Annotated in this window: 23 protein-coding genes and 1 pseudogene; 15 read left to right on the top strand and 9 right to left on the bottom strand. The window is 60.9% G+C overall.

What is annotated here, in order from left to right; genetic code table 11:
- From rpoC to VJS46_RS00440, 6 genes are all read left to right on the top strand, one after another.
- A partial coding sequence (gene rpoC / locus VJS46_RS00465) for a DNA-directed RNA polymerase subunit beta' (protein WP_324057335.1) occupies positions 1–3,162 on the top strand: 3,162 nt, incomplete at its 5' end.
- A gap of 319 nt (positions 3,163–3,481) precedes the next feature.
- Positions 3,482–4,489 carry an aldo/keto reductase gene (locus tag VJS46_RS00460; protein ID WP_324057333.1) on the top strand — a complete coding sequence of 336 codons (1,008 nt, stop codon included), beginning with the start codon at positions 3,482–3,484 and terminating at the stop codon, positions 4,487–4,489.
- A 95-nt stretch (positions 4,490–4,584) separates the two neighbouring features.
- Entirely contained in the window at positions 4,585–4,899 is a 315-nt protein-coding gene (locus VJS46_RS00455) for a hypothetical protein (protein ID WP_324057332.1), read from the top strand.
- Positions 4,900–5,068: 169 nt separating this feature from the next.
- Positions 5,069–6,268 (top strand): ADP-forming succinate--CoA ligase subunit beta, encoded by a 1,200-nt coding sequence (gene sucC, locus VJS46_RS00450; protein WP_324057330.1) that lies wholly within the window; start codon positions 5,069–5,071, stop codon positions 6,266–6,268.
- 92 nt (positions 6,269–6,360) lie between these two features.
- Complete coding sequence (locus VJS46_RS00445) at positions 6,361–7,107, top strand: electron transfer flavoprotein subunit beta/FixA family protein (RefSeq protein WP_324057328.1); 747 nt, start codon at positions 6,361–6,363, stop codon at positions 7,105–7,107.
- A complete protein-coding gene (locus VJS46_RS00440) occupies positions 7,107–8,036 on the top strand; it encodes an electron transfer flavoprotein subunit alpha/FixB family protein (RefSeq protein ID WP_324057338.1) in 930 nt (309 codons plus the stop codon). The genes VJS46_RS00445 and VJS46_RS00440 overlap by 1 nt, the downstream gene beginning before the upstream one ends.
- 277 nt (positions 8,037–8,313) lie before the next feature.
- Here the strand turns inward: VJS46_RS00440 and VJS46_RS00435 are convergent, their stop codons facing one another.
- Entirely contained in the window at positions 8,314–9,006 is a 693-nt protein-coding gene (locus tag VJS46_RS00435; RefSeq protein WP_324057326.1) for a hypothetical protein, read from the bottom strand.
- A gap of 38 nt (positions 9,007–9,044) precedes the next feature.
- Between VJS46_RS00435 and VJS46_RS00430 the strand changes: the two genes are divergently transcribed.
- The 7 genes from VJS46_RS00430 (at position 9,045) to fdhD (ending at position 16,645) form a co-directional block, all read left to right on the top strand.
- Positions 9,045–9,956: a LysR family transcriptional regulator gene (locus tag VJS46_RS00430; protein ID WP_324057324.1), complete on the top strand. Its 912-nt coding sequence runs from the start codon at positions 9,045–9,047 to the stop codon at positions 9,954–9,956.
- A gap of 62 nt (positions 9,957–10,018) precedes the next feature.
- Complete coding sequence (locus VJS46_RS00425) at positions 10,019–10,459, top strand: NAD(P)H-dependent oxidoreductase subunit E (RefSeq protein WP_324057322.1); 441 nt, start codon at positions 10,019–10,021, stop codon at positions 10,457–10,459.
- A complete protein-coding gene (locus VJS46_RS00420; protein WP_324057320.1) occupies positions 10,456–12,033 on the top strand; it encodes an NADH-ubiquinone oxidoreductase-F iron-sulfur binding region domain-containing protein in 1,578 nt (525 codons plus the stop codon). Before VJS46_RS00425 ends, VJS46_RS00420 begins: the two co-directional genes overlap by 4 nt.
- A gap of 97 nt (positions 12,034–12,130) precedes the next feature.
- A complete protein-coding gene (gene mobA, locus VJS46_RS00415; RefSeq protein WP_324057318.1) occupies positions 12,131–12,670 on the top strand; it encodes a molybdenum cofactor guanylyltransferase in 540 nt (179 codons plus the stop codon).
- Positions 12,667–15,513, top strand: coding sequence for a formate dehydrogenase subunit alpha (gene fdhF, locus VJS46_RS00410; RefSeq protein ID WP_324057316.1), 2,847 nt, complete (start codon positions 12,667–12,669; stop codon positions 15,511–15,513). Before mobA ends, fdhF begins: the two co-directional genes overlap by 4 nt.
- A gap of 93 nt (positions 15,514–15,606) precedes the next feature.
- Positions 15,607–15,840 (top strand): formate dehydrogenase subunit delta, encoded by a 234-nt coding sequence (locus tag VJS46_RS00405; protein ID WP_324057314.1) that lies wholly within the window; start codon positions 15,607–15,609, stop codon positions 15,838–15,840.
- Positions 15,821–16,645 (top strand): formate dehydrogenase accessory sulfurtransferase FdhD, encoded by an 825-nt coding sequence (gene fdhD, locus VJS46_RS00400; RefSeq protein WP_324057312.1) that lies wholly within the window; start codon positions 15,821–15,823, stop codon positions 16,643–16,645. Before VJS46_RS00405 ends, fdhD begins: the two co-directional genes overlap by 20 nt.
- Before the next feature lie 47 nt (positions 16,646–16,692).
- On the opposite strand, the gene VJS46_RS14220 is transcribed toward fdhD, so the two are convergent.
- The 5 genes and pseudogenes from VJS46_RS14220 to VJS46_RS00380 all read right to left on the bottom strand — a co-directional run bounded on the left by VJS46_RS14220 (position 16,693) and on the right by VJS46_RS00380 (position 18,982).
- Positions 16,693–16,926, bottom strand: a complete 234-nt coding sequence (locus VJS46_RS14220) for a glutathione S-transferase family protein (RefSeq protein ID WP_414707947.1) — start codon at positions 16,924–16,926, stop codon at positions 16,693–16,695.
- 235 nt (positions 16,927–17,161) lie between these two features.
- A pseudogene (locus VJS46_RS14215) lies at positions 17,162–17,338 on the bottom strand (glutathione S-transferase family protein); the annotation flags it as partial.
- Positions 17,331–17,828 carry a VOC family protein gene (locus VJS46_RS00390; RefSeq protein ID WP_324057310.1) on the bottom strand — a complete coding sequence of 166 codons (498 nt, stop codon included), beginning with the start codon at positions 17,826–17,828 and terminating at the stop codon, positions 17,331–17,333. The gene VJS46_RS00390 and the pseudogene VJS46_RS14215, both read right to left, overlap by 8 nt.
- Before the next feature lie 4 nt (positions 17,829–17,832).
- Positions 17,833–18,609: a VOC family protein gene (locus VJS46_RS00385; RefSeq protein WP_324057308.1), complete on the bottom strand. Its 777-nt coding sequence runs from the start codon at positions 18,607–18,609 to the stop codon at positions 17,833–17,835.
- A 1-nt stretch (position 18,610) separates the two neighbouring features.
- Positions 18,611–18,982 (bottom strand): DUF1428 domain-containing protein, encoded by a 372-nt coding sequence (locus VJS46_RS00380; RefSeq protein ID WP_324057306.1) that lies wholly within the window; start codon positions 18,980–18,982, stop codon positions 18,611–18,613.
- Between the two features lie 117 nt (positions 18,983–19,099).
- Here VJS46_RS00380 and VJS46_RS00375 point away from each other — a divergent pair, with 117 nt between their 5' ends.
- Entirely contained in the window at positions 19,100–19,783 is a 684-nt protein-coding gene (locus VJS46_RS00375; protein WP_324057304.1) for a winged helix-turn-helix transcriptional regulator, read from the top strand.
- Here the strand turns inward: VJS46_RS00375 and VJS46_RS00370 are convergent.
- The 3 genes from VJS46_RS00370 to VJS46_RS00360 all read right to left on the bottom strand — a co-directional run bounded on the left by VJS46_RS00370 (position 19,780) and on the right by VJS46_RS00360 (position 23,509).
- Positions 19,780–21,291 carry a malonyl-CoA synthase gene (locus tag VJS46_RS00370; protein WP_324057302.1) on the bottom strand — a complete coding sequence of 504 codons (1,512 nt, stop codon included), beginning with the start codon at positions 21,289–21,291 and terminating at the stop codon, positions 19,780–19,782. The genes VJS46_RS00375 and VJS46_RS00370 overlap by 4 nt on opposite strands.
- Positions 21,292–21,408: 117 nt before the next feature.
- Positions 21,409–22,599, bottom strand: a complete 1,191-nt coding sequence (locus tag VJS46_RS00365) for an SGNH/GDSL hydrolase family protein (RefSeq protein WP_324057300.1) — start codon at positions 22,597–22,599, stop codon at positions 21,409–21,411.
- A 1-nt stretch (position 22,600) separates the two neighbouring features.
- Positions 22,601–23,509 carry an ROK family protein gene (locus VJS46_RS00360; protein ID WP_324057299.1) on the bottom strand — a complete coding sequence of 303 codons (909 nt, stop codon included), beginning with the start codon at positions 23,507–23,509 and terminating at the stop codon, positions 22,601–22,603.
- Positions 23,510–23,633: 124 nt separating this feature from the next.
- On the opposite strand from VJS46_RS00360, the gene VJS46_RS00355 reads away from it, so the two are divergent.
- Positions 23,634–25,232, top strand: coding sequence for a sodium/sugar symporter (locus VJS46_RS00355; protein WP_324057297.1), 1,599 nt, complete (start codon positions 23,634–23,636; stop codon positions 25,230–25,232).
- Positions 25,233–25,255: the final 23 nt, after the last annotated feature.

Raw genomic sequence — 25,255 nt, 5'->3', positions numbered from 1 at the left:
CACCAGTGCGGCCTGCCCAAGAAGATGGCGCTCGAACTGTTCAAGCCCTTCATCTACGCCCGCCTCGACGCCAAGGGTCTCTCCATGACCCTGAAGCAGGCGAAGAAGTGGGTCGAGAAGGAGCGCAAGGAAGTCTGGGACATCCTGGACGAGGTGATCCGCGAGCATCCGGTCATGCTGAACCGCGCGCCGACGCTTCACCGCCTCGGCATTCAGGCGTTCGAACCCGTGCTGATCGAGGGCAAGGCGATCCAGCTTCACCCGCTGGTCTGCTCCGCGTTCAACGCTGACTTCGACGGCGACCAGATGGCCGTGCACGTTCCGCTCTCCCTTGAGGCGCAACTCGAAGCGCGCGTGCTGATGATGTCCACCAACAACATCCTCAGCCCCGCGAACGGCAAGCCGATCATCGTCCCCTCGCAGGACATGGTGCTTGGCATCTATTACCTCTCCATGGAGCGCGAAGGCGAGCCGGGCGAGGGCATGCTGCTTTCCGACATGGCCGAAGTCCACCAGGCGCTCTTCGCCAAGGCAGTGACGCTGCACTCGAAGATTGTCAGCCGCGTTCCGCAGACGGACGAGGACGGCAATGAATATATGAAGCGGTTCGAGACCACACCGGGCCGTATGCTGATCGGCGAGTGCCTGCCCAAGAGCCACAAGGTGCCCTTCGACATCGTCAACCGCCTTCTCACCAAGAAGGATATCGGCGACGTCATCGACCAGGTCTATCGTCATACCGGCCAGAAGGACACGGTCCTTTTCGCCGACGCGATCATGGCGCTTGGCTTCCGTCACGCCTTCCAGGCGGGCATTTCCTTCGGCAAGGATGACATGATCATTCCAGACTCGAAGGATGCGACGGTCGATGAAACTCGCGCTCTCGTGGCTGATTATGAGCAGCAATATCAGGACGGCCTCATCACCCAGCAGGAAAAATACAACAAGGTGATCGACGCCTGGTCGCGTTGCGGCGATATCGTCGCAAACGCGATGATGGACGAGATCAAGGCGACGCCGAAGCAGGACGACGGCCGTCTTGCGCCGATCAACTCGATCTACATGATGTCGCACTCCGGTGCGCGTGGTTCGCCAGCGCAGATGAAGCAGCTCGCCGGCATGCGCGGCCTGATGGCCAAGCCTTCGGGCGAGATCATCGAAACGCCGATCATCTCCAACTTCAAGGAGGGCCTGACCGTCCTTGAATATTTCAACTCCACGCACGGTGCCCGCAAGGGTCTGGCTGACACCGCGCTCAAGACGGCGAACTCGGGTTACCTCACCCGCCGCCTTGTCGACGTGTCGCAGGACTGCGTCGTCGTCGAGGAGGATTGCGGCACCGAAAAGGCGCTGGAGATGAAGGCAATCGTCCAGGGCGGTTCGGTCATCGCATCGCTCGGCGAGCGCATACTTGGTCGCACCACTGCCGAGGACATTGTCGACAGCAAGGACAATTCGGTCCTGATCGAAACCGGCACGCTGCTCGATGAAGCTGCGATCGCGAAGATCGAGGCGATCGGCATCCAGGCGGTCAAGATCCGCTCGCCGCTGATCTGCGAATCCAAGATGGGCGTTTGCGGCAAATGCTATGGCCGCGATCTTGCACGCGGTACGCCGGTCAATATCGGTGAGGCGGTCGGCGTTATCGCTGCGCAGTCCATCGGTGAGCCGGGTACGCAGCTCACCATGCGGACCTTCCACATCGGCGGCGCGGCGCAGCTCAATGAGCAGTCGAACCTTGAAGCGGTGTCCGACGGCACGCTGGAGTTGCGCGACATGCCGACCATCGTCGACAGCCGCGGCCGTCGCCTGTCGCTTGCCCGCAATGGCGAGCTGGCGATCATAGACAGCGAAGGCCGCGAACGCGCGGTCCATCGCCTGCCCTACGGCGCGACCATCCTGTTCGCCGACGGTGAGCAGGTGAAGAAGGGCGACCGGTTCGCTGAATGGGACCCCTTCACCATGCCGGTGATCACCGAAAAGCCGGGTATCGTGAAGTATCAGGACCTGATCGACGGGAAGACCTTGATCGAACAGACCGACGAAGCCACCGGCATCGCCCAGAAGGTGGTGTCGGAGCATCGCGGCGCTGCACGGTCCAAGGAGGACTTGCGTCCCCGCCTGACGCTGCTCGACGCCGACAGCGGTGAGGCCGGGCGTTATATGCTCGCCATCGGCGCGATGCTGTCCGTCGAGGACGGTCAGCAAGTGCAGGCCGGTGACGTCCTCGCCCGTGTCAGCCGCGAAGCCGCCAAGACCCGCGACATTACGGGCGGTCTGCCGCGCGTCGCCGAGCTGTTCGAGGCGCGCAAGCCCAAGGACAACGCCATCATCGCCAAGGTGTCCGGCCGCGTCCAGTTCCTCAAGGACTATAAGGCGAAGCGCAAGATCGCCATCGTTCCCGAGGAAGGTGAGCCCGTCGAATATCTCATCCCGAAGTCGAAGGTCATCGACGTTCAGGAGGGCGACTATGTGAAGCGGGGCGATAACCTCATCAGCGGCTCGCCCGACCCGCATGACATTCTGGAAGTGCTCGGTATCGAGGCGCTGGCCGAATATCTGGTCAGCGAAATCCAGGAAGTCTACCGCTTGCAGGGCGTGAAGATCAACGACAAGCACATCGAGGTGATCGTCCGCCAGATGCTGCAGAAGGTGGAGATCACCCATGCAGGCGACACCACGCTGCTGCCGGGCGAGCAGGTCGACCTGGAGGAGATGAACGAGATCAACGCGAGGCTGAAGCAGGGCCAGCAGCCCGCAGAAGGCAAGCCGGTACTTCTCGGCATCACCAAAGCGTCGTTGCAGACCCGCAGCTTCATCTCGGCCGCGTCCTTCCAGGAAACCACCCGCGTCCTTACCGAGGCGGCGGTTCAGGGCAAGAAGGACACGCTGGTTGGCCTCAAGGAGAATGTCATCGTCGGCCGCCTCATCCCGGCGGGCACCGGCGCGGGCATGAACCGCATGCGCATCGCAGCGACCAGCCGCGATGCGGCGCTCCGCGCGCAGTTCAAGGCCATGCAGGCCCACCTCATCGCGCCGCAAACGGCCGAAGAGGAGCATGCCGCCGAACTGCAGCAGGGTCCGGAAGCCGCCATCGGCGACGATCCGCTGGCGGCTGTCCAGGGCGAGGACTTCACCACCGAGGACCTCGATCAGGAATGATATGTAAGGCCAGGGGTAAGGGCCTGGCCTTAACGGACTGCAAACCCCCGCCGGCACATGTTCCGGCGGGGATTTTTGTGGAAATTGCCAGAAGGTGGGACGTTGCAACTGACCTAATTTCCGTCGTCCCTGCGCAGGCAGGGACCCCGCTTCTCCTCGTCTAACGACCGCAAAGACCCAAAAAACTACCTTCCCTCTATCGTCCAATCATGCTGTCTCGACAGCCCCAAACGCCATCGCTATGCCGGGACGCAGCGCGGAGCTTTGATCCGGCTGAAATGGCCCTTATCATTTGTTATGCCTCACAACAGGAGTACAGATGTCTCTTCCCCAGCGCCCGCTTGGTCCATTCACTGTTCCAGCAATCGGTTTTGGCTGCATGAATCTCAGTCATGCCTATGGCGGGTTTCCAGATGAGGCGAGTGCCATCGCTTTGCTGAACCGGGCTTTGGACCTTGGTTGCACCTTCCTTGATACTGCAGCTCTCTATGGCGACGGCGGGAATGAAAGGCTGGTGGCAAAGGCTGTGATGCACCGGCGCAGCGAGTTCATTCTGGCCAGCAAATGCGTGCTCGATTATCGCGACGGCAAGCGCGTGCTTGATGGCCGTCCCGAAACCATTCGCCGGACGCTGGACGACGCCCTTATCCGGCTCAAGACCGACGTCATCGATCTTTACTATCTCCATCGCCTCGACCGGAACGTGCCCATTGAAGACAGCGTCGGCGCGCTGGCCAAAGCAGTGCAGCAGGGAAAGATCAGGACGATCGGGCTTAGCGAGATGTCCGCTGCGACGATCAGGCGAGCCCATGCCGTGCATCCGGTCACTGCCCTGCAAAGCGAATACAGCCCCTGCGTTCGCAATATTGAAATCGCAGCGGTGGGCGCCTGCCGCGAGCTGGGCATTGGCATCGTGCCTTTTTCTCCCGTCGCACGAGGTATGCTGGCGGGCGCCATCCGCAATGACGGCTATGCCGAAGGCGACATTCGCAGGCAATTTCCCCGCTTTATCGAACCACAGCTCAGCCACAATCTGAAAGCGGTGGCGAAGTTCAATACGCTTGCGGCGGAAATCGGCTGCACGCCTGCTCAGTTGTCGCTGGCCTGGATTCTTTCAAAGGGCGAGGACATGATCCCGATTCCCGGTACGCGCGACATTGCCCATCTGGAGGAAAATCTTGGCGCGGTAAATGTGCGCCTGGAACCCGCTATGATCGCCCGGATAGAAGCGATCTTCACCCCAGAGGCCATCCGCGGCGGCCGCTATACTGCGTCCATGCAGGCCCAGATCGATACTGAAATGTTCCCTTATGAGGTGGCGGAGTGAAGTGAACCCCCTGGCCGTCCCGGCAAACTCAGGTTCATCTTCGCTATGGCAGTGAGCGGCCAACAACAAGCGCCCTATGCAAAGGTATCGCATCCATGAAGAAGCTTGCCCTGCTCCTGCCCCTTCTCCCGCTCGCCGCCTGCGCCACCTCGCCGGAAGCCAAGGTGTATAACAGCCTGGTGAAGGTCGGCCTTTCTCCGCCAATGGCCTCCTGCATGGCCGAGCGCATGGTGGACCGGCTGTCGCTGACGCAATTGCGGCGGCTTTCCTCCTTGTCGTCGATCAAGGAACGGGATTTGGGAGAGATGACGATCGACGAATTCATCTACCGCACTCGCGCTTTACAGGATTCGGAAATCCTGTCGGTCGTCACGTCCTCCGGGCTGCGCTGCGCCATCGTAGCGGGCTGACCGTTCTCAGCGCCCTTCAGCAAAGTTCAAGCGCGGCTTGGCAAATGTCTAATGCAAGACATTTGCAATTTTGCAAAACACAAATTGGCTAGTGAGGCTGGAAATATCCCTCCAGCTATGCTTTAGCGCGCTGCGTATGAGTCTCTAACCCCTACAGGCAGGCGGGCATATGAATATTCACGAATATCAGGCGAAGGAATTATTGGCGAAGTTCGGTGCTCCCGTTCCGGCCGGTTATGCGGCGATGAGCGTTGAGGAAGCCGTGGAAGCGTCAAAGAAACTCCCCGGACCGCTATATGTCGTGAAGGCCCAGATTCATGCCGGTGGCCGCGGCAAGGGCAAGTTCAAGGAACTGCCTGCCGAAGCCAAGGGCGGCGTCCGCCTTGCGAAGAATGCGGATGAGGTCCGCGCCCACGCCGCTGACATGCTCGGCAACACGCTCGTCACGGTTCAGACGGGCGAGGCTGGCAAGCAGGTCAACCGGCTTTATGTGACTGACGGCGTCGACATCGCCAAGGAATTCTATCTGGCGCTTCTGGTTGACCGCGCGACCGGCCGAATCGCGATCGTCGCTTCCACCGAAGGCGGCATGGACATTGAGGATGTGGCTCACAACACGCCCGAAAAGATTCACACGCTCACCATTGACCCTGCAACTGGCCTGATGCCGCACCATGGCCGCTCGGTTGCCAGCGCGCTCGGCCTTTCCGGCGATCTCGCGAAGCAGGCTGCAAAGGTGACGCAGGCGCTTTATGACGCCTTCCTTGGCACCGACGCATCTCAGATCGAAATCAACCCCCTCGCCGTCACCGCTGACGAAAAGCTGGTGGTGCTGGACGCCAAGGTCGGTTTCGACAGCAATGCGCTCTTCCGTCACAAGGACATCATGGAACTGCGCGACGAGACGGAAGAAGATCCGATGGAGCTTGAGGCGAGCAAATATGACCTCGCCTACATCAAGCTGGACGGCAATATCGGCTGCATGGTGAACGGCGCCGGTCTTGCAATGGCGACCATGGACATCATCAAATTGAACGGCGCCTTCCCGGCGAACTTCCTGGACGTGGGCGGCGGCGCCACCAAGGAAAAGGTGACGGCGGCGTTCAAGATCATTCTTTCCGATCCGGCCGTCGAGGGCATCCTGGTCAACATCTTCGGCGGCATCATGCGCTGCGACATTATCGCCGATGGTATTGTCGAAGCCGCTAGGGAAGTGAATCTGTCAGTTCCCCTGGTCGTTCGCCTTGAGGGCACCAACGTCGAAAAGGGCAAGGAACTGCTTGCGCTTTCCGGCCTGCCTATTGTGTCGGCAGACAATTTGGGCGACGCTGCGCAGAAGATTGTGAACCAGGTTAAGCTGGCCGCCTGAGCGAATTCCCTGCCTGCCCGGAAGCCTCTCTGAAAAGGCGCGGGCGGGCAGGTGCTCCCTCTCCGGGAGAGGCATGAACTGGAGGTAAGACCATGAAAATTCTGGTGCCCGTGAAGCGGGTGATTGACTATAATGTCAAGCCGCGGGTGAAGATGGACGGGACCGGCGTTGATCTCGCCAACGTCAAGATGTCGATGAATCCGTTCGATGAAATTGCGGTCGAGGAAGCCATTCGCCTGAAAGAAAAGGGCGTCGCGACGGAGATCGTGGCGATTTCCATCGGCGAGGCCAAGGCGCAAGAAACGCTGCGCACCGCGCTCGCCATGGGTGCGGACCGCGCCATCCTGATCGTCAGCGAAACCGAGGTCGAACCGCTTGGCGTCGCGAAGCTTCTCGCCAAGGTGGTTGAGGAAGAGCAGCCGGGCCTCGTAATCCTGGGCAAGCAGGCAATCGACGACGACAGCAACCAGACGGGTCAGATGCTGGCGGCGTTGCTCGGCCGTCCGCAAGGCACCTTCGCGTCCAAGGTCGAAGTTGATGGGGACGCCGTCAGCGTGACCCGCGAGGTCGATGGCGGACTTGAAACCGTGAAGCTTTCGCTTCCCGCCATCGTCACCACCGACCTCCGCCTCAATGAACCGCGCTACGCTTCGCTGCCCAACATCATGAAGGCGAAATCCAAGCCGCTGGCGCAGAAGACCCCCGCCGATTATGGCGTGGACGTCACCCCCCGCCTTTCGACCCTCAAGGTCGCTGAACCGCCCAAGCGCGAAGCCGGCGTCAAGGTCGCTGATGTGGATGAACTGATCGGCAAGCTCAAGGCTTTGGGAGTGGCATGATGAAGACGCTGGTTTGGGTTGAACATGACAATGCGTCGCTGAAGGACGCAACGCTCGCCGCCGTCACTGCCGCCGGCAAGCTGGGCGAAGTACATCTGCTGGTCGCCGGCAAGGGCTGCGGCGGCGTCGCCGAGCAAGCGGCGAAGATCGCAGGCGTTGCCAAGGTCCACCTGGCGGACGACGCGGCGCTTGAGCATGCGCTGGCGGAAAATGTCGCACCGCTGATCGTCGAACTGATGGGCAGCCATGACGCCTTCGTCGCGCCTGCGACCACGACGGGCAAGAATATTGCTCCGCGCGTCGCTGCGCTGCTCGACGTCATGCAGATCAGCGACATCCTCTCGGTCGAGAGCGAAGACACCTTCACCCGCCCAATCTATGCGGGCAACGCGATCGCGACCGTCAAGTCGTCGGACGCCAAGAAGGTGATCACCGTTCGCGGCACCGCCTTTGAGAAGGCGGCGGCGGAAGGCGGATCGGCAGCGATCGAGCAGGTCTCGCCCACGGGCGACAAGGGCCTGTCCAGCTTTGTCGGCGCCGAAATCGCCAAGAGCGAGCGCCCGGAACTCACCTCCGCAAAGATCATCGTGTCGGGTGGCCGGGCGCTGAAGGACAGCGAAACCTTCGAGCAATATATCATCCCTCTGGCGGACAAGCTGGGCGCGGCCGTGGGTGCCTCCCGCGCAGCGGTCGACGCTGGCTATGTGCCCAATGATTATCAGGTGGGCCAGACCGGGAAGATCGTCGCGCCTGAAGTCTATATCGCGGTCGGCATCTCCGGCGCGATCCAGCACCTTGCCGGCATGAAGGACTCAAAGACGATCATCGCCATCAACAAGGACGAGGAAGCCCCCATCTTTCAGGTGGCGGACATCGGTCTTGTCGGCGATCTCTTCAAGATCCTGCCGGAGCTGACAGAAAAGCTCTGAGCTTTTGTCAAGCACGAATGAAAAGCCCCGGTGAAAGCCGGGGCTTTTTTTGTGCGCTGTGACGTAACATCTGCCCGGCACGGCGATCGTTGCACACTTCGCCTGTCCTCGATTCTCGTCATTCCCCGCAAAAGCGGGAACCCAACTGTCCTCGTGGGTTTGACGTCAGAATTTACCCGTGAAATGGGTCCCCGCTTTCGCGGAGATGACGGAAAATGGGAATTTGACAACGATCCGGCGCGGGGAGGATTTCGACCTGCTTCCACCAAAAACCCGCTCAATCTTCCCGCACATATCTGAACCGCGCCCCATTTCTCAGCATCTCGACATAGCCCTCGCCAACCTCCAGCGGCAGATCGCGGAAATCAGCTATCCCCAGATCATTCGCCTCGAGCAGGAAGCGCAGCCTGTTCGCACGCCTCATATCCACCGGAAATTCAGGCGACTGCAGGCCGTACATCAGTATGGAGAGAGCCACCGCGGACGGCACCCTGCCTGCCGGAATATCGAGATGCCATCCGTCCTGCTGCGTATAGCCTTCGGCCACACCCTCGTCGCTGAAACGCACCTGAACATCCACTCCGGCAATTCCCTGGCCATCGGCGTTCGTCACCTCCACCGAAAGTTGCTTGACGTCTTTACTCAATATGGCTTCCTTGAGGACGAAGCGGGGCGGCACTGGCGCAGGCCGGGTGGTCAGCAAAAGCCGTTCACCATGCCGCCGCCACACTCCCTCCGCCATTTCATCCAGAGCGCCATAGATCAGATAATAGCGGAACTTGCCGTCAGCCGTCAGTTCAAGGCCAGAGGCGGCGTCCTGCACGCCGGTCAGCCGATAACGTCCCGCCTCCCCCTCTGCCGCCACAGGGGCTTCCAGCGCGAATATTGCAGTGAGCATCAGGAGCAGGCGCAGGAGCATGCCCTTCTTTTGCGCCGGGCAGAGGCGCGATGCCAGACTGTAAATGGCCAAGTGTGACTTCCGGCGCGACCATGCTATGTCCCCCCTTCATGCAGCTACGCTATCTGGAATATTTCGTGACCCTTGCCCGGGAGCGTCATTTCGCGCGCGCGGCCGAGATATGTCATGTCGCCCAGCCCACCCTGTCCGCGGGCCTTTCGACGCTGGAGGAAACGCTGGGGCAGCGTCTCGTCATCCGCGACCGCCGCTTCATTGATCTCAGCCCCGAAGGCTATGCCATTCTTCCATTTGCCCAGCAGATGCTGGCGGATCATCAGGCAATGCGCGCTGCGCTCAACAGCGATGCTGGGCCGTTGCGGGGCACCTTACGGTTGGGGGCCATTCCGGCCGCAATGCCCTCGGTGGGATTTCTGGTGAAGGCCTTGACGGCCGCCCATGCAGGGCTTCAGGTCAGTGTCCGTTCCATGACCTCGCGAGAAATCGAGCAGGCTCTGGTGGCGCGTGATCTGGACGCCGGGATAACCTACCTCTCCAGCGAGCCGCCTGCCCAGGTGCGCAGCGTGCCGCTTTATTCCGAACATTTCGTCTTCGCTACCCGAAGCGGCACTCCGCTGGCCGAGCGCAGCTCGATCACCCTGGCCGAGGCGGCCGAGGCGCGGCTCTGTCTGTTGCATGAGGGGATGCAGAACCGCCGGATACTTAACGCCGGCTTTTCCGAACGCGGCCTTTCCTTGGAGCCGGTGGCGACTGCCGACAGCTATGTCGCGCTTCTGTCCATGGTGGCCAATGGCGACCTCAACGCGATCATCACTGACAGCCATAGCGCCATGCTGGCGGGTCATCCGCGTCTGCGGCTTATTCCTTTTTCCGACCAACTGCCCCCGAACCAGGTGGGGCTTGTCATCATAGACCGCGAACCGCTGTCGCCCCTTGCCCGCGCCGCCTTTGCCGTTGCGGGTAAACTCGATCTACCGTCGCCCCTGCTTGCCACTGATAGATAAGGCCAATCAAAAAAACCCTATGTCTATTTGACATCTGCTATCATTAGGTCGAACGCAGGAATATGCGCGACATCGAAGAAAATAGCGAAATTGCGACCATTATCGCCCGCCACACCGGACGCGAAGGGCCGCTGCTTCCCATATTGCACGATATTCAGGATGCATTCGGCCATGTCAGCGAGAAAGCCAAGCGGCAGATCGCGCTTGCGCTCAATCTGTCTCGCGCCGAGGTGCATGGGGTCGTCAGCTTCTACCATGACTTCAAAAATGCGCCTGAACCCCTGCCTGTGATCAAGCTTTGCCGCGCGGAGGCATGCCAGGCGCGGGGCAGCGAAGCGCTTGCGCCCAGGATCGAGGAGCTGGCGCAAGGCCGGGCCAAGATTGAGACCGTCTATTGCCTCGGCCTTTGCTCCGTCGGTCCCAATGCCATGGCGGGAGAGAATGTATATGCCCATCTGGATGAAGCGGCAGCGCGGGACCTTGTCGCGGAGGTGGGCGCATGAAAATCTATATCTCCGATGACGCCCTTGCCATTGCCTGCGGAGCGAGCCATGTCGCAGCGGCCCTTGCAAAGGCCGCACCGGATGCGGAAATCATCCGCACGTCGAGCTGGGGCATGCACTGGCTGGAACCGCTGGTGGAAATCGACAGCGGCGCGGGACGGACCGGTTATGGCCCGGTCAAAGCGAGTGACGTTGAGCGTCTTGTGGCCAATCATCATCACCTCGGTCAAGGCGCAGTTGACGAGCTTCATATAGGTGACGTCGCCAAACACCCCTTTATCGCGTCCCAGACGCGCCTCACCTTCGCCAGGGCGGGAAAGACACGGCCGACCAGCCTTGAGGATTATGAAGCCACGGGCGGCTGGAAGGGCCTGAACCAGGCCCGCGGCATGACCGCTGGGGCAGTCATTGAGGAAGTCACACAATCCGGGCTGCGCGGGCGTGGAGGAGCGGGTTTTCCCGCGGGCATAAAATGGCGCACGGTGGCGCAGGCTTCCGCCGCTCAGAAATATATCGTCTGCAATGCCGATGAGGGGGACAGCGGCACCTTCGCCGATCGCATGCTGATGGAGGGCGATCCCTATTGCCTCATCGAAGGCATGGCGATTGCCGGATATGCCGTTGGTGCGGATAAAGGCTATATCTACGTCCGTTCCGAATATCCCCACGCCATCCGCAAGCTCAATGAAGCCATTGCGAAATGCCGCGCCATCATTGCGCCGTTCGACGTGGAAGTGCGCGTCGGCGCAGGCGCCTATGTGTGCGGAGAGGAAACCTCCCTCTTGAACTCCCTTGAGGGCAAACGCGGAGAGGTTCGCGCAAAGCCGCCGTTGCCCGCGATCGAGGGTCTGTTCGGCAAGCCGACGGTGGTGAACAATGTACTGACGCTGGCCGCCATCCCCTTTATCCTTTCCGAAGGAGCAAAAGCCTATGCCGATTATGGCATGGGCCGGTCGCGCGGCACCATGCCGCTGCAGATAGCCGGAAATGTGAAACATGGCGGGCTTTATGAGACTGGCTTCGGCCTGACACTGGGCGAGATCGTCAACGACATTGGAGGCGGCACAGAGAGCGGGCAACCCGTTCGCGCGGTACAGGTCGGCGGACCCCTGGGCGCCTATTTCCCGCCCGCGCTGTTCGATACGCCGTTCGACTATGAGGCTTTTGCCGCCAGAGACGGGCTTATTGGCCATGGTGGCATCGTGATCTTTGATGACAATGTGGACATGCTGACGCAGGCGCGGTTCGCAATGGAGTTCTGCGCTGCCGAAAGTTGCGGCAAATGCACCCCCTGCCGCCTCGGCTCGATACGCGGTGTGGAAACGCTCGATCGCCTGCGGGCGGGCGGGCGCAAGGGTTCCGACCGGGTGGAGGCCCTGCCGCAGATTCACAATGCCAAGGGGGGCATCCGCAGCGCCGCGGCCGAACTCGACCTGATAGCCGATCTGTGCGAAACCATGAAATATGGCTCGCTGTGCGCGCTCGGAGGCTTCACACCCTATCCGGTCATGAGCGCCATCACGCATTTCCCGGAAGATTTCGGCCTGGAACGGAATGAGGAGGCTGCGGAGTGACTGTCCTAGCCCTCGCCCTTTGTCCCGAGCGAAGTCGAGGGACGATCACCGCCAAGTCATACGTGTCTCGACTTCGCTCGGCACGAAGGGTGGAGGCGTGAGACTCCTCGGCGCCGTCATCGCCGGTGGGCAATCGCGCCGGTTCGGCAGCGACAAGGCGGTTGCCCCTGTCGATGGCCGCCCACTTGCCGCGCATGTGATCGAGGGGCTGGAGCCGCAGGTTGAAAAGCTCGTCATGTGCGGCCGGGAATGGCCGGGTATGACCATGCTCGCGGACCGGCCGGAGAACGGACAAGGACCCCTGGGGGGTATCTGCGCGGCGCTCCACCATGCGCAGGAGCAAGGATTCGATGCTGTGCTGACGGCGGGTTGCGATACGCTGCCGGTGCCGGAACGCCTTGCCGGCCTATTGGGTTATAAGACAGGGGTCATCAAGGATCAGCCGCTCTTTGGCTTTTGGCCCGCTAGCATGGCCTCGCTGCTCGACCAGTGGCTAAAGGACCAGCCCCGCCGCGACATGCGCGGATGGATTGAGCAGAGCGGAGCGCATGAGGTCGAAACGGACATCGCCTTTTCAAATCTGAATACGCAAGACGATTATGCGCAGTTCAAGGCGCAACGGGGACTGAGGTTATGACATACAGCAAACAGGCGGATTTCGGGACGCCGGCGTCTGGTTCGGACCTGCCGGTGACGCTGACCATCGACGGCCAGAGCGTTACTGTCCCTGCGGGCAGCACCGTCATGCGCGCCGCCGCCGAGATCGGCACTTCGATCCCGAAACTCTGCGCCACGGATAATCTCAAGCAATTCGGTTCCTGCCGCCTCTGCCTTGTCGAGGTGGATGGCATGCGCGGCACGCCTGCAAGCTGCACCACGCCCGTTGCCGAGGGCATGGTCGTCCACACCCAGACACCGCAATTGCAGAAGCTCCGCAAGGGGGTGATGGAACTTTACATTTCCGACCACCCGCTCGACTGCCTTACCTGCTCGGCCAATGGCGATTGCGAGTTGCAGGAACAGGCGGGCGCCGTGGGCCTGCGCGAAGTGCGCTACGGCTATGAGGGCGGCAATCATCTGGGCCTGCCCAAGGACAGCTCCAACCCCTATTTCGATTTCGATCCCAGCAAGTGCATCGTCTGCTCGCGTTGCGTCCGGGCCTGCGACGAGGTGCAAGGAACGTTCGCGCTGACGATAGAGAGCCGGGGCTTTGGATCCAAGGTGTCGGCGGGCACGCCGCTCGACGACTTTATCTCGTCGGAATGCGTCTCGTGCGGCGCCTGTGTCCAGGCTTGCCCGACCGCCACGCTTCAGGAAAAGGCCGTGGCGGAGATCGGCACGCCGGATCGCGCCGTTGTCACCACCTGCGCCTATTGCGGCGTCGGCTGCTCCTTCCGCGCGGAAATGCGCGGCGAACAGCTTGTCCGCATGGTGCCCTGGAAGGACGGCAAAGCCAATCACGGGCATAGCTGCGTCAAGGGCCGCTTCGCCTGGGGCTATGCCCAGCATCAGGACCGCATCCTGAAACCTATGATCCGTAAGTCGATCAAGGAACCCTGGCGTGAGGTCGAATGGGATGAAGCCATCAGCTATGCCGCTTCGGAACTGAAGCGAATACAGGCCAAATATGGCCCGCGCTCGACGGGCGGCATCACCTCCTCGCGCTGCACCAATGAAGAAACTTTCCTGGTGCAAAAGCTGGTCCGCGCGGGCTTTGGCAACAACAATGTCGATACCTGCGCCCGCGTCTGCCATTCGCCCACCGGCTACGGCCTCAAGACGACCTTTGGCACCAGCGCCGGCACGCAGGACTTCGACAGCGTCGAGGATGCCGACATCATCCTCATCATCGGCGCGAACCCGACCGACGGCCACCCGGTTTTCGCCAGCCGCATGAAGCAGCGCCTGCGTGAAGGCGCGAAGCTGATCGTCATCGACCCACGCCGGATCGACCTGGTTCGCAGCCCCCATGTCGAGGCCGCCCACCACCTGCCGCTTCGGCCCGGCACCAATGTGGCGGTGCTGACGGCGATGGCGCATGTGATCGTGACCGAGGGGCTGGCCGATGAACAATTCATCCGCGAACGCTGCGACTGGGACGAATATCAGGACTGGGCGGCCTTTGTTTCCGATCCCAAGCGCTCCCCCGAAGCAACCGAACCGCTTACCAAGGTTCCGGCAACAGAGCTGCGCGAAGCAGCGCGACTTTATGCAACGGGCGGCAATGGCGCGATCTATTATGGCCTGGGTGTAACGGAGCATTCGCAGGGCAGCTCAACCGTCATGGCGATCGCCAACCTTGCCATGGCAACTGGCAATATCGGACGCCGCGGCGTTGGCGTGAACCCGCTGCGTGGCCAGAACAATGTGCAGGGCGCTTGCGATATGGGCAGCTTCCCGCACGAACTTTCCGGCTACCGTCATATCGGCGACGCCGGGACCCGCGCCTTGTTCGAAGAGGACTGGGGCGTGACGCTCGACGCCGAGCCGGGCCTGCGCATCCCCAATATGCTGGACGCCGCCGTCGATGGCGCGTTCAAGGCGATCTACATTCAGGGCGAGGACATTCTTCAGTCCGATCCAAACACCAAGCATGTCGCTGCGGGCCTTGAAGCCATGGAATGCGTCATCGTCCATGACCTGTTCCTCAACGAGACGGCGAACTACGCGCACATCTTCCTGCCTGGCTCCACCTTCCTCGAAAAGAACGGCACCTTCACCAATGCAGAGCGGCGCATTCAGCTCGTCCGCAAGGTGATGAGTCCGATGAACGGCTATGAGGATTGGGAGATCACGCAGCTTCTGGCGCAGGCGCTGGGGCTTGGCTGGAACTATTACCACCCGGCCGAGATCATGGACGAAATCGCGCGCCTGACACCGACCTTTGACGGTGTGAACTTCGACCGGCTGGACCGGGAGGGCTCGCTGCAATGGCCGGTCAACGACGCCGCGCCGGACGGATCGCCGATCATGCATGTTGACGGTTTCGTCAGGGGCAAGGGCAAGTTCGTGGTCACCGATTATGTGCCGACCGACGAAAAGACCGGTCCACGCTTCCCGCTGCTGCTCACCACCGGCCGGATCCTCAGCCACTATAATGTCGGCGCGCAGACCCGCCGCACCGCGAACACGGCATGGCATCCTGAGGACCGGCTGGAAATCCACCCCGTGGACGCCGAGGATCGCGGCATTGCCGAGGGAAGCTGGGTCCGCCTGTCCAGCCGCTCGGGCGAGACTACATTGCGCGTTCTCATCACCGACAGGGTGGCGCCCGGCGTCGTCTACACGACCTTCCACCATCCAGAAACGCAGGCCAATGTCGTGACGACCGAATTTTCGGACTGGGCCACCAATTGTCCAGAATACAAGGTGACGGCCGTTCAGGTCTCCCCTTCCAACGGTCCCACCGATTGGCAAGAGGGTTATGAGGAACTGTCGGAACGCTCCCGCAGGATCATCCATACGGAGGCGGCGGAATAGCAACTCGGGCCGTTCGTCCCGAGCGCAGTCGAGGGACGTTTGCCTGAGATAGCGTGTCTCGACTACGCTCGACACGAACGGTAACGGGATAACATGAACAGCCTGGAAAAACTCATCTACATGGCGAACCAGATCGCTCGCAATTTCGCAGCCCTGGGTGAAGCGAACGCGACTGCCGCCGTCGCTGTACATATTCATGACTTCTGGGATCCGCGCATGAAGTCCATGATCTTCTCTCATGTCGTTGCGGGGGGAGAAGGGCTCGATCCCGTCTCCCTCGCGGCGCTGTCGCAGCTTGCCAAGGACAGTGGCCATATCGCCGCCTGACCAGAGCGGCCATGTCGACAGGGCCGTTCGCATTTTGCGGCCCGGCAACGCGCCGGACGAGCCAGCGAGCCGGGCCATAGCGGTCGAGGCACCCGTCTCGCTGGAATATAATGGCATAGCCTATGCCGTGATGATGGCCACACCGGCTGATCTCGTCGATTATGTGACGGGCTTTTCCCTTTCCGAAAAGCTGATCGAAACGCCGGCGGACATAGAGGACATCGATGTCCATCAGGCGGAAAAGGGCTGGCTGGTGCGCACGCAACTGGCGGGCAGCCGAACGGAAACCCTGCTGGCCCGTGTCCGGGTGCGCGTTTCCGAAAGCAGTTGCGGTCTGTGCGGCATGGACAATCTGGACGAGGTCATGCGCCCCCTCCCGCGCGTGCCGGCGCATCAGGCGCCCGAGAAGCAGGCACTTTTCCGCGCACTGGCCGAGCTTGGCGACCACCAGCCACTCCACAACGCCACAGGCGCGGTCCATGCGGCCGCATTTGCCGACAGAAAGGGCCACATCCTCCATGCCAGGGAAGATGTGGGCCGCCACAATGCGCTCGACAAGCTGATCGGCTGCCTCGCCCGCCAGGATAAGGATCCGGCTGACGGCTTCATCCTGACAAGTTCGCGGTGCAGTTATGAAATGGTGGAGAAGTCGGTGCGCGCGGGCGCAAACACCCTCATTACCATCTCAGCGCCCACCTCGCTCGCGGTGGCTCGCGCGGAGGAGGCTGGGCTTACCCTCGTCGCACTGGCCCGCCCGGATGCGGTGCTGTTGATGAGCCGGGAAACTGGGTCGTTCGGGTTGTAAACCCCTCTCCCAGTGGGAGAGGAACAGCAGAACCCACGACATGACAATCAATCCCTGTCAGGCGCCCCGAGAGGGAAGAAGTGCCGATAGGGACGTGCCTCCTCCACGCAGCGGCTGATCGAAGGGCGCTCCAGCAAGCGCGCACGATAGGCCCTCAGCAGAGAATGTTCCTGCGAAATCGGGCAAACCCAGTCGGCATAGAAAAGCGAAGGCGCGGCGGCACAGTCGGCGAGACTGAAATCGCCGCTGGCAAACGGCCTGCCCTCCAGCCGCTTTTCCATAGGAACGCCGCAGCATGTCCTGCGCGTCAGCGACGTTCCTCGCGCTTCTGTCCTTTTCCTCCCGAAGGCTATTGCCGACGATCGCCTGCATCGGGGTCATCACATAATTGTCGAACAAGCGGTCCAGCATCCGCACGTCGATCCCGGCTTCCGGCTCCCGTGGAATGAGTTGCACTGGCCCCGGGTGATGGACCTGCAGATATTCTATGATCACAGACGTTTCGAATATCGCCCGTCCATCCTCCACCAGTACCGGAAATTTGCCCTGCGGCGATACTGCCTGAAGCCGGGTAGCGTTTTCAGGATGCTCGGCATCCACCATGCGGAAGACGAAAGGGGTGTCATTCTCATAAAGCGCAATGAGCGCTTTCCAGCAATAGGAAGAAAAGGGGTGGCCAAAAAGCTCAAGCATTGGCCGTCTCACTCGTTGCCGCCGCTTCAATTGCCGCGACGTCGATCTTCCGCATGCCCATCATCGCCTGCATCGCCCGCCCCGCCGCAGCGCGATCAGGCGAAGTCATCCATTCTATGAGCCGTCGCGGAACCACTTGCCAGGAAAGGCCGAACCGGTCCTTGCACCAGCCGCACTGACTTTCGCTGCCTCCATCGCCGGTCAGCGCCGCCCAATAGCGGTCGACTTCAGCCTGATCGGCGCAGTCGATTTGGAACGACACGGCTTCGGTAAAGGGGAAAAGCGGCCCGCCATTCAGGCCAGTGAAGGAGCGCCCAGATAACGTGAATTCCACGAACAGGACGTCCCCCTCATTTGTCGATGGATTATCCGCGGGCGAGCGGTGGACGGCATCGATGCGGCTATCGGGGAACAGGCCGGTATAGAATTGCGCGGCCTCCTCGGCCCTTCCGTCAAACCAGAGGCAGGGTGTTATCTTCTCCGTCACCATGATCTTATCCTTTCCTTGTGCCTACCAGGGCGAATTTGGCACCTAGCGGGTCAAGGCCGAAGATGACCCACTCCCCACCTGGAACCTCATGGGGTCCATGCAATAGCTGGCCTCCCCCACTTCCAGTCTTCTCAACGGCCGCATCTATGTCCGGCACACGGAAAACATAGGTCCAACCGGGTGCACCGCCCTGCGGCATCTGAGGAGCAAAGGCGCCGATCGTGGCCCCATTCTGCACTAGGAACTGATATTCTCCCGCATCGCCCATCGGCATGCCGTCCCCCTTCTGCCAGCCGAAATGCCGCCCATAGAATTGGAAGGCGCGCTGCTGATCGTTGGTGGTGAGTTCATTCCAGGCGCAATGGCCGGGTTTTGTCGGCGAAAAGGCCGTGCTGGTGCCCTCACTGGCCCCCTTCATGACATAGAAGGGAATGCCCTCGGGATCGGTCACCATCGCTATCCTGCCAACATTCGGGACGTCCATTGGCGGCATCTGCACTGTGCCGCCGCTATCAATGATGGCCGCCACCGTTTCATCGACATCCTTGACGCCGACATAACCCAGCCAGACCGGCCTGGCGCCGTGCGCCTGCATGTCCTGCGTGAGCTGCATGAGGCCCCCCACGCCCTCACCATCGGCCATCAATATGCGGTAGTCCATGCCGGGCTGGCCGCTGTCATTCGCGGTCCAGCCAAGCACATTGCTGTAGAAGGCCTGCGCCTTGTCGGCATCGGTCGTCAGCAGTTCGTACCAGATGAAATCTCCATGCGCGTTGGTCATGTCACTTCCCCAGCGTCACTATGGGTTGGAAACCGCCGTAGATCATCCGCTTGCCGTCGAAAGGCATGGGATTGCTTTCCGGGTTCATGCGTGGATCGGTCTTCATCAGCTCCTCCATCTTGCCCATAGCGGCGTCGCGCGTGGCCTTGTCCGGCCATTCGATCCACGAGAAAACCACCGTTTCATCCTCGCCAGCCTCGACCGCGCGATAGAAATCGGTCTGCTTGCCGCGCGGAACGTCATCGCCCCAGCATTCGAGGATGCGCGTTGCACCGAGATCGAGAAAGACGCTGTCGCCCTTCTTCGCATGTTCGATGAACTTCTCTCTGTTCGCGGTCGGCACCGCGATCACAAAACCGTCGATGTAAGTCATGTCCTCTCTCCCATGCTGTTGCTCAGTTCGTGGATTGGCCGCATGACGACTCGGCATTGACGATCATGCGCACACGAGTTATTAAAAGCAACTATGAAGTCATCAAAACAAACAGAAATGGGTCCAGTTGAAAAAAGGCGCTGGTATGAGGACGCGTGCGGCGCCGCGTTCGCTCTTGAAATGATCGGAGAGCGCTGGGCCATATTGATCATGCGCGAGTTGATGTTCGGCCCCCGGCGCTTCAGCGATCTGCGGCGGGACCTGCCGGGCATCAGCGCCAATATCCTGACTCAAAGACTGGAGGGATTGGAGGCAAATCGCATTGTCAGGCGCCGCAAGCTGCCACCGCCCGCAAGCGTGCAGGTATATGAACTCACGCAATGGGGTTATGAAGCAGAGCCCCTGCTCAAGATACTCGGCCGCTGGGCGACGCGCCATCCGGGGCATGACCCGTCGCTGCCCCTCAGCGCAGCATCGCTGATGATGTCTTTCGAGACAATGGTCGACCCGGAACGCGCGAAAGGCCTTGATGCAAAGGTCGGCTTCCGTTTGGGAGAGGAACGGTTCGTAGGGCACATCCACGACGGTTCCTTGAAGGTGGTGCGCGGCGAACCAGACGGCGCGGCGGTCACCTTTACGGGCGAACCGACAGTTATCGCAGGAGCGGTTTATGGTGGAATGCCGCTTGTCGATCCTGAGGCATCAGGGGCACTGCAGATCGAAGGCGATGCCGCCTTGGCGGCTAAATTCGTGACGCTGTTTGTGCTTCCGGAAAAACTGCCCGAAGAAAATCGGGGTTAGCCGAACAGCTCCGCATTTTCCTCACGCAACAGCTTTTTCTGGATCTTGCCCATGCTGTTGCGCGGCAGTTCCGGCATGAACAGCACGCAGCGCGGCTGTTTGTAGCGGGCGAGCTGATCCGACAGAGCCTGCAGCACTTTTGTTTCGTCCAGTGCCGGATCGCGAGCCTGCACGACGGCAATCACCGCTTCCCCCATGTCCGCGTGGGGCACGCCAATGACCGCGCTTTCGGCTATGCCGGGAATAGCGTCAATCGCAGCTTCCACTTCGGCCGGATAGACGTTGAACCCACCCGAAATGATCAGGTCCTTCGCCCGCCCGTCGATGAAAATATAACCGCGCTCGTCGATATGACCGAGATCGCCGGTGATGAAAAAGCCGTCGGCACGGAAATCCTCCGCCGTCTTTTCCGGCATCTGCCAATAGCCTTTGAAGACATTGGGTCCGCGCACCTCGATGACGCCTATGCCATCGTCGATCAGCGCCCCGCTCTCAGGATCGGTAATGCGCAACTCGACGCCGGGCAAGGGAAAGCCGACGCTGCCCGGCACCCTTTCGCCATCATAGGGATTGGAGGCGTTCATATTGGTTTCGGTCATGCCGTAGCGTTCGAGGATGGCTTGGCCGGTGCGGGCCGAAAATGCCTTGTGCGTTTCGGCCGACAAGGGCGCAGAGCCCGAGACGAAAAGGCGCATGTGCGACACCAGTTCGCGGGTAAAGCCCTCCTCCGCCAGCAAGCGGCTGTAGAAGGTCGGCACCCCCATCAGCACCGTTGCATTTGGCAGGTGCCGTATCAGTTCCTTTGCGTCGAAGCGCGGCAGGAAGGTCATTGATGCACCCGCCGCCAATATGCTGTTCGTCGCCACGAACAGCCCATGCGTGTGGAAGATAGGGAGCGCGTGGAGCAGCCGGTCCTCGCTGGTGAAACGCCAATATTTGCGCAAGGTCTCTGCATTGGACTGCAGATTGCCATGCGTCAGCATCGCGCCTTTCGACCGCCCGGTCGTGCCTGATGTGTAGAGGATGGCGGCAAGGTCCTCTTCCTCTCGCGGCACATCCTCGAACCCGGAGGGCTGGCCTGCGGCAAGGGTGAGCAAGTCGCCTTCCCCCGAAGGACCCAAGAGGTGGAGGTTCGGAACACCAACCTGCTGCGCAAGCTGGCGCATTCCGTCTTCATCCTCGGGACGGCAAATGAACAACACGGGTGCTGCATCGCCCAGAAAATAGCGAACCTCACCCACCGTGTAGGCGGGATTGAGCGGCAGATAGACCGCACCGGCGCGCACTGCAGCCAGATAGACAAGCAGAGCATCAACGCTTTTCTCTGTCTGAACCGCGATGCGATCGCCCGGCTTTACACCAAGACTGCAGAAGAGATTGGCGAGCCGGCCTGTACGGTCGATTAGGTCCGCATAGGAAAGGCTGCCACCTGAAGGCAGCATGAGGAAAGGCTTTCCAAGATCAGCGGGAAAGCGGCTCCGAAAAAAGGAGAAGAGATGATTGGACATGGCTAATCTCTGCCTGAACGAAGGCGATGCGGCAATGGCCCTTCGATCGCCGGGTGGTAGCGTCTTTCCTCCAGGCACAGGAAATCGTCGTCGCTGCGCAGGGGCGACGGATGTTTGCTAACGCAGCAGTTCGAGATTTACGGCATGGGCCATTGCGAAATGGCCCGCATCATTGGGATGGAGCGAATCCCCTGAATTGAACCGGGGGGCAAGGCGAGCGCGGTCAGCAGGGTCGGCGAGCGCCTTGTCAAAGTCGACATGGCCGTCCGCCTCCTTATTGTCCCTTATCCAGGCATTCACGGCCGTCCGGACATTCTCCCCATAATCGCTCCAGTAAACGGCGCCCTTGAAGGGAAGAATTGTGCCCAAGATGACCTTCACGCCATGCTCGTGGGCGCGGGCAATAATTTGCCGATAGCCTGCGATAAGGTCTTCCGCGCTGGGAGGCATGGGATCCTTGGCCCGCCAGGCCGCACCCACATCATTCACCCCCTCCAGCATGATGACATGGCTGACCCCCGGAACCGAAAGGACGTCCCGGTCGAAGCGGGCAAGAACATTGGGGCCTGATCCATTGCGAAGCACCCTGTTTCCGCTGATCCCCGCATTAGCAACCCCCGCCTTTCCCTTCATCGCCGGTTGAAGGCGCTCCGCCAATATGTCGGGCCAGCGCTTGTTGGCATCAATGCTGGTCAACGCCCCGTCGGTTATGGAATCGCCGAGGGTTACAATAGTGCGGTTCGGCTGGCGGTTTTCCACCTCGACAGCCGAGAGGATAATCCGCCGTTCGAAGCGCCGCGCGCGTTCCAGCATCGGAGCCCCGGTCTGATTGCCTGGTGCGGCCCAGGCAGTCGCAAAGGCATCCCAGTGCAACACTGCTCCAGCCGCGCCGTCGGGAAGATAGATACTGACCGCGACATGGCTGAGCGGCTTTACCGGAAGCTTGACGGGATCGCTGAGCAAGGGCGCCTGACCGGGCAGGTGAAAGGCCGGCCTGCGGCCAAAGGTGACAATCTGATCGGTCCCCGGCTGCAACCGCCCATCCGTTCCCATCAGGGCGACATGCACCGCACCGATACGGATCGGGCTTTCGGAAAGTTCATTGCTAAGGCGAATACGAAGCTGATCGCCGCCATTGCTGAGGCGTACTACCTGCCGCACCGTGCTGTCCCGGAACTCCGGCAGTGTCTTGTCCGGCGCCAAGGGCATGATCCGATGGGGAACCGCGGACCAGCTTCGCGACCAGCTTTGCGCCTGTGCCTGCGCAGGGAGGAGCAACAATAGCGCCGCCAACAATAAGCTCTTCATCCTATCGAATCCCACCCTTGCCCCTCTGCCGGACCATGTGCTCAGCGAGCATATAGGAGCCAATTAGCCCCGGCGGCTCGCGAGAAAGCGGCGGCGCAATGCGCTTCTCCATCGCAGCCATGTCGCTCAAGCCGCTCAGATAGCCAGCCAGCAGATCGAGCGTCCTGGCGCGGATCATGGGAAACAGCCGGTGCTGCTTCATGACGCCGCCACCCAGCACGATCCGCATCGGAGCAACAGTCAGGAACAGCAAGGCACAAAGCTGCGCCAGATAATGGCTTTCCACCTCCCAGAATGGATGCCCCGGCGGAAGTTGGGATGCGGGCTTGCCCCAGGCGGCCTCCACCGCCTTGCCGCTCGCCAGCCCCTCGAAGCAATCTCCATGGAAGGGACAGACTCCGGCAAAATCCCCATGCGCCGCATGCCGGCGGGGAAGATAATGGCCAGCTTCAGGGTGGCCGAGGCCGTGCAAGGGCTTTCCGTCAGCTACAATGCCGACGCCGATCCCCGTCCCGACCGTGATATAGGCCAGGGTAGCAACATCCTCTCCCGCCAAAACGGTTTCCGCCAGCGCGGCCGCGTTGACATCGGTGTCGAGCGCAACCGGCACTCCAAGGATTGCTGAGGTTCGCCCGATCAAATCGACACCCTCCCAGAGGGGCTTGGGAGTTCGTAAAATACAGCCATAGGTGGAGGATAGAGGGTTTAGGTCGAGCGGTCCGAAACTGCCCACGCCAACAGCCTCGATGCGCCCAGGACGAGCAGCCGAGCGAAAAAAGGCCTCGACATCCGCAAAGGTGGAATCGGGATCGCGCGTCGCAATGGTGACGGTCTCAACTGATCCAGACTTAGCGTTCCCGACGCCGCAGACGAATTTTGTGCCCCCGGCCTCGATAGCGCCAAGCAACATTGTACAATCTCCAGATCAGCACCTTGTTTGTCGAAACCACTCGCAAGGATGGTGTATCACTGCTGTAGACAGCAGCAATTCCTCATATAAAAAAAGCAGATGCGGCCTGTCCGGGGAGGATGGAATGACATTATCGACGGTCGATCTCATCGTAGTCATCATCTATGCGATCGGAATATTCGGGCTCGCCCAGTGGGTGGCTCGCGAAAAGCCGGGCCATCAAAAGGACAGCAGCGATTATTTCCTCGCCTCCAAGGCCCTGCCCTGGTGGGCAATCGGATCGTCGCTGATCGCAGCCAATATCTCCGCCGAGCAGATTGTCGGCATGTCGGGCTCCGGCTATGCCTTGGGGCTTGCCATCGCCTCCTATGAATGGCTCGCTGCCGTGACGCTCCTCATCGTCGCGAAATTCTTCCTCCCGATATTCCTGCGGAACGAGATTTACACCATGCCGCAGTTCCTTGAGCAGCGCTACGGCCCCTCCATTCGAACGCTGATGGCGATTTTCTGGCTGATCCTCTATGTTTTCGTGAACCTGACCTCGATCATCTGGCTCGGCTCCATTGCCGTCAATCAGGTGGCCGGAGTGGACCAGGACCTCGCGCTTTACATTCTGGCCGGTTTCGCTCTGCTCTACCAGCTTTACGGGGGCCTCAAGGCCGTCGCGCTGACGGACATAGTGCAGGTCACCTTGCTGGTTCTTGGCGGCCTCATGGTGTCAGGGCTCACCCTGTCCGAAATCGGAGGCGATGCCGGGATCATTGGCGGTTTCACCACCTTGACGGAACGTGCGCCGGAACATTTCGACATGATCCTGTCCCCGGACAATCCCTTTTACAAGGATCTGCCAGGCATCACCGTACTGGTCGGCGGCATGTGGATTGCGCATCTCAGCTATTGGGGCTTCAATCAATATATCATCCAGCGGGCCCTTGCGGCGAAGAGCCTGAAGGAAGCGCAGAAGGGCATGGTTTTCGCCGCTTATCTGAAGCTGCTGATGCCGTTCGTGATCGTTCTTCCCGGCATTGCCGCGGTCTTGCTGGCGCCGGGGCTTGAAAAGCCGGATCAGGCCTATCCAACGATGATGCGGCTGTTACCCCCCGGCCTTCTCGGCCTTGTTTTCGCGGCTCTGATCGCGGCGATCATTGCCTCCACCGCGTCCAAGATCAACAGCATCGCCACCATCTTCACGCTCGATCTATATGCCAAGTTCACCGGCCAGAAGACGAAGGCCGAAGATGATGTGACGGCCGGCGCCGGCCGGGAAGCAAGGCTGGTCCTGACCGGCCGCATCACCGCTGTTGTTGCGGTGATCCTGGCTGCGTTCACCGCCCGGCCGCTGCTCGGTGCGTCGGATCAGGCTTTCCAGTTCATTCAGGAGTTCACTGGCTTCTTCACTCCGGGCATCACTGTCATCTTCCTTATGGGTCTGTTCTGGAAACGCGCCAATGAAGCGGGGGCCATCGCGGCGGCCATGGCCTCGGTCATACTTTCCTATGCTGGCAAGCAGTTCCTGCCCGGCCTGCCTTTTCTTGACCGCATGGGGCTGGTGTTCCTGGTGGCGCTGGCGCTCGCCGTCCTGATTTCGCTGATGGTTCCGGCCCGCGCCGATGCCAACCGGATCATCACCAGCGACATCAGCTACAGGACTTCACCGACCTTCAACATGGCTGGGCTCGGCGTTGTCCTGCTGCTCATCGCCTTTTATGCGACATGGTGGTGACGCACGAACTCGGCTAATATGAT

Source organism: Rhizorhapis sp., from assembly GCF_035276005.1.
Lineage (GTDB): Bacteria > Pseudomonadota > Alphaproteobacteria > Sphingomonadales > Sphingomonadaceae > Rhizorhapis.
This window is presented reverse-complemented; position numbering and strand designations above follow the sequence as displayed.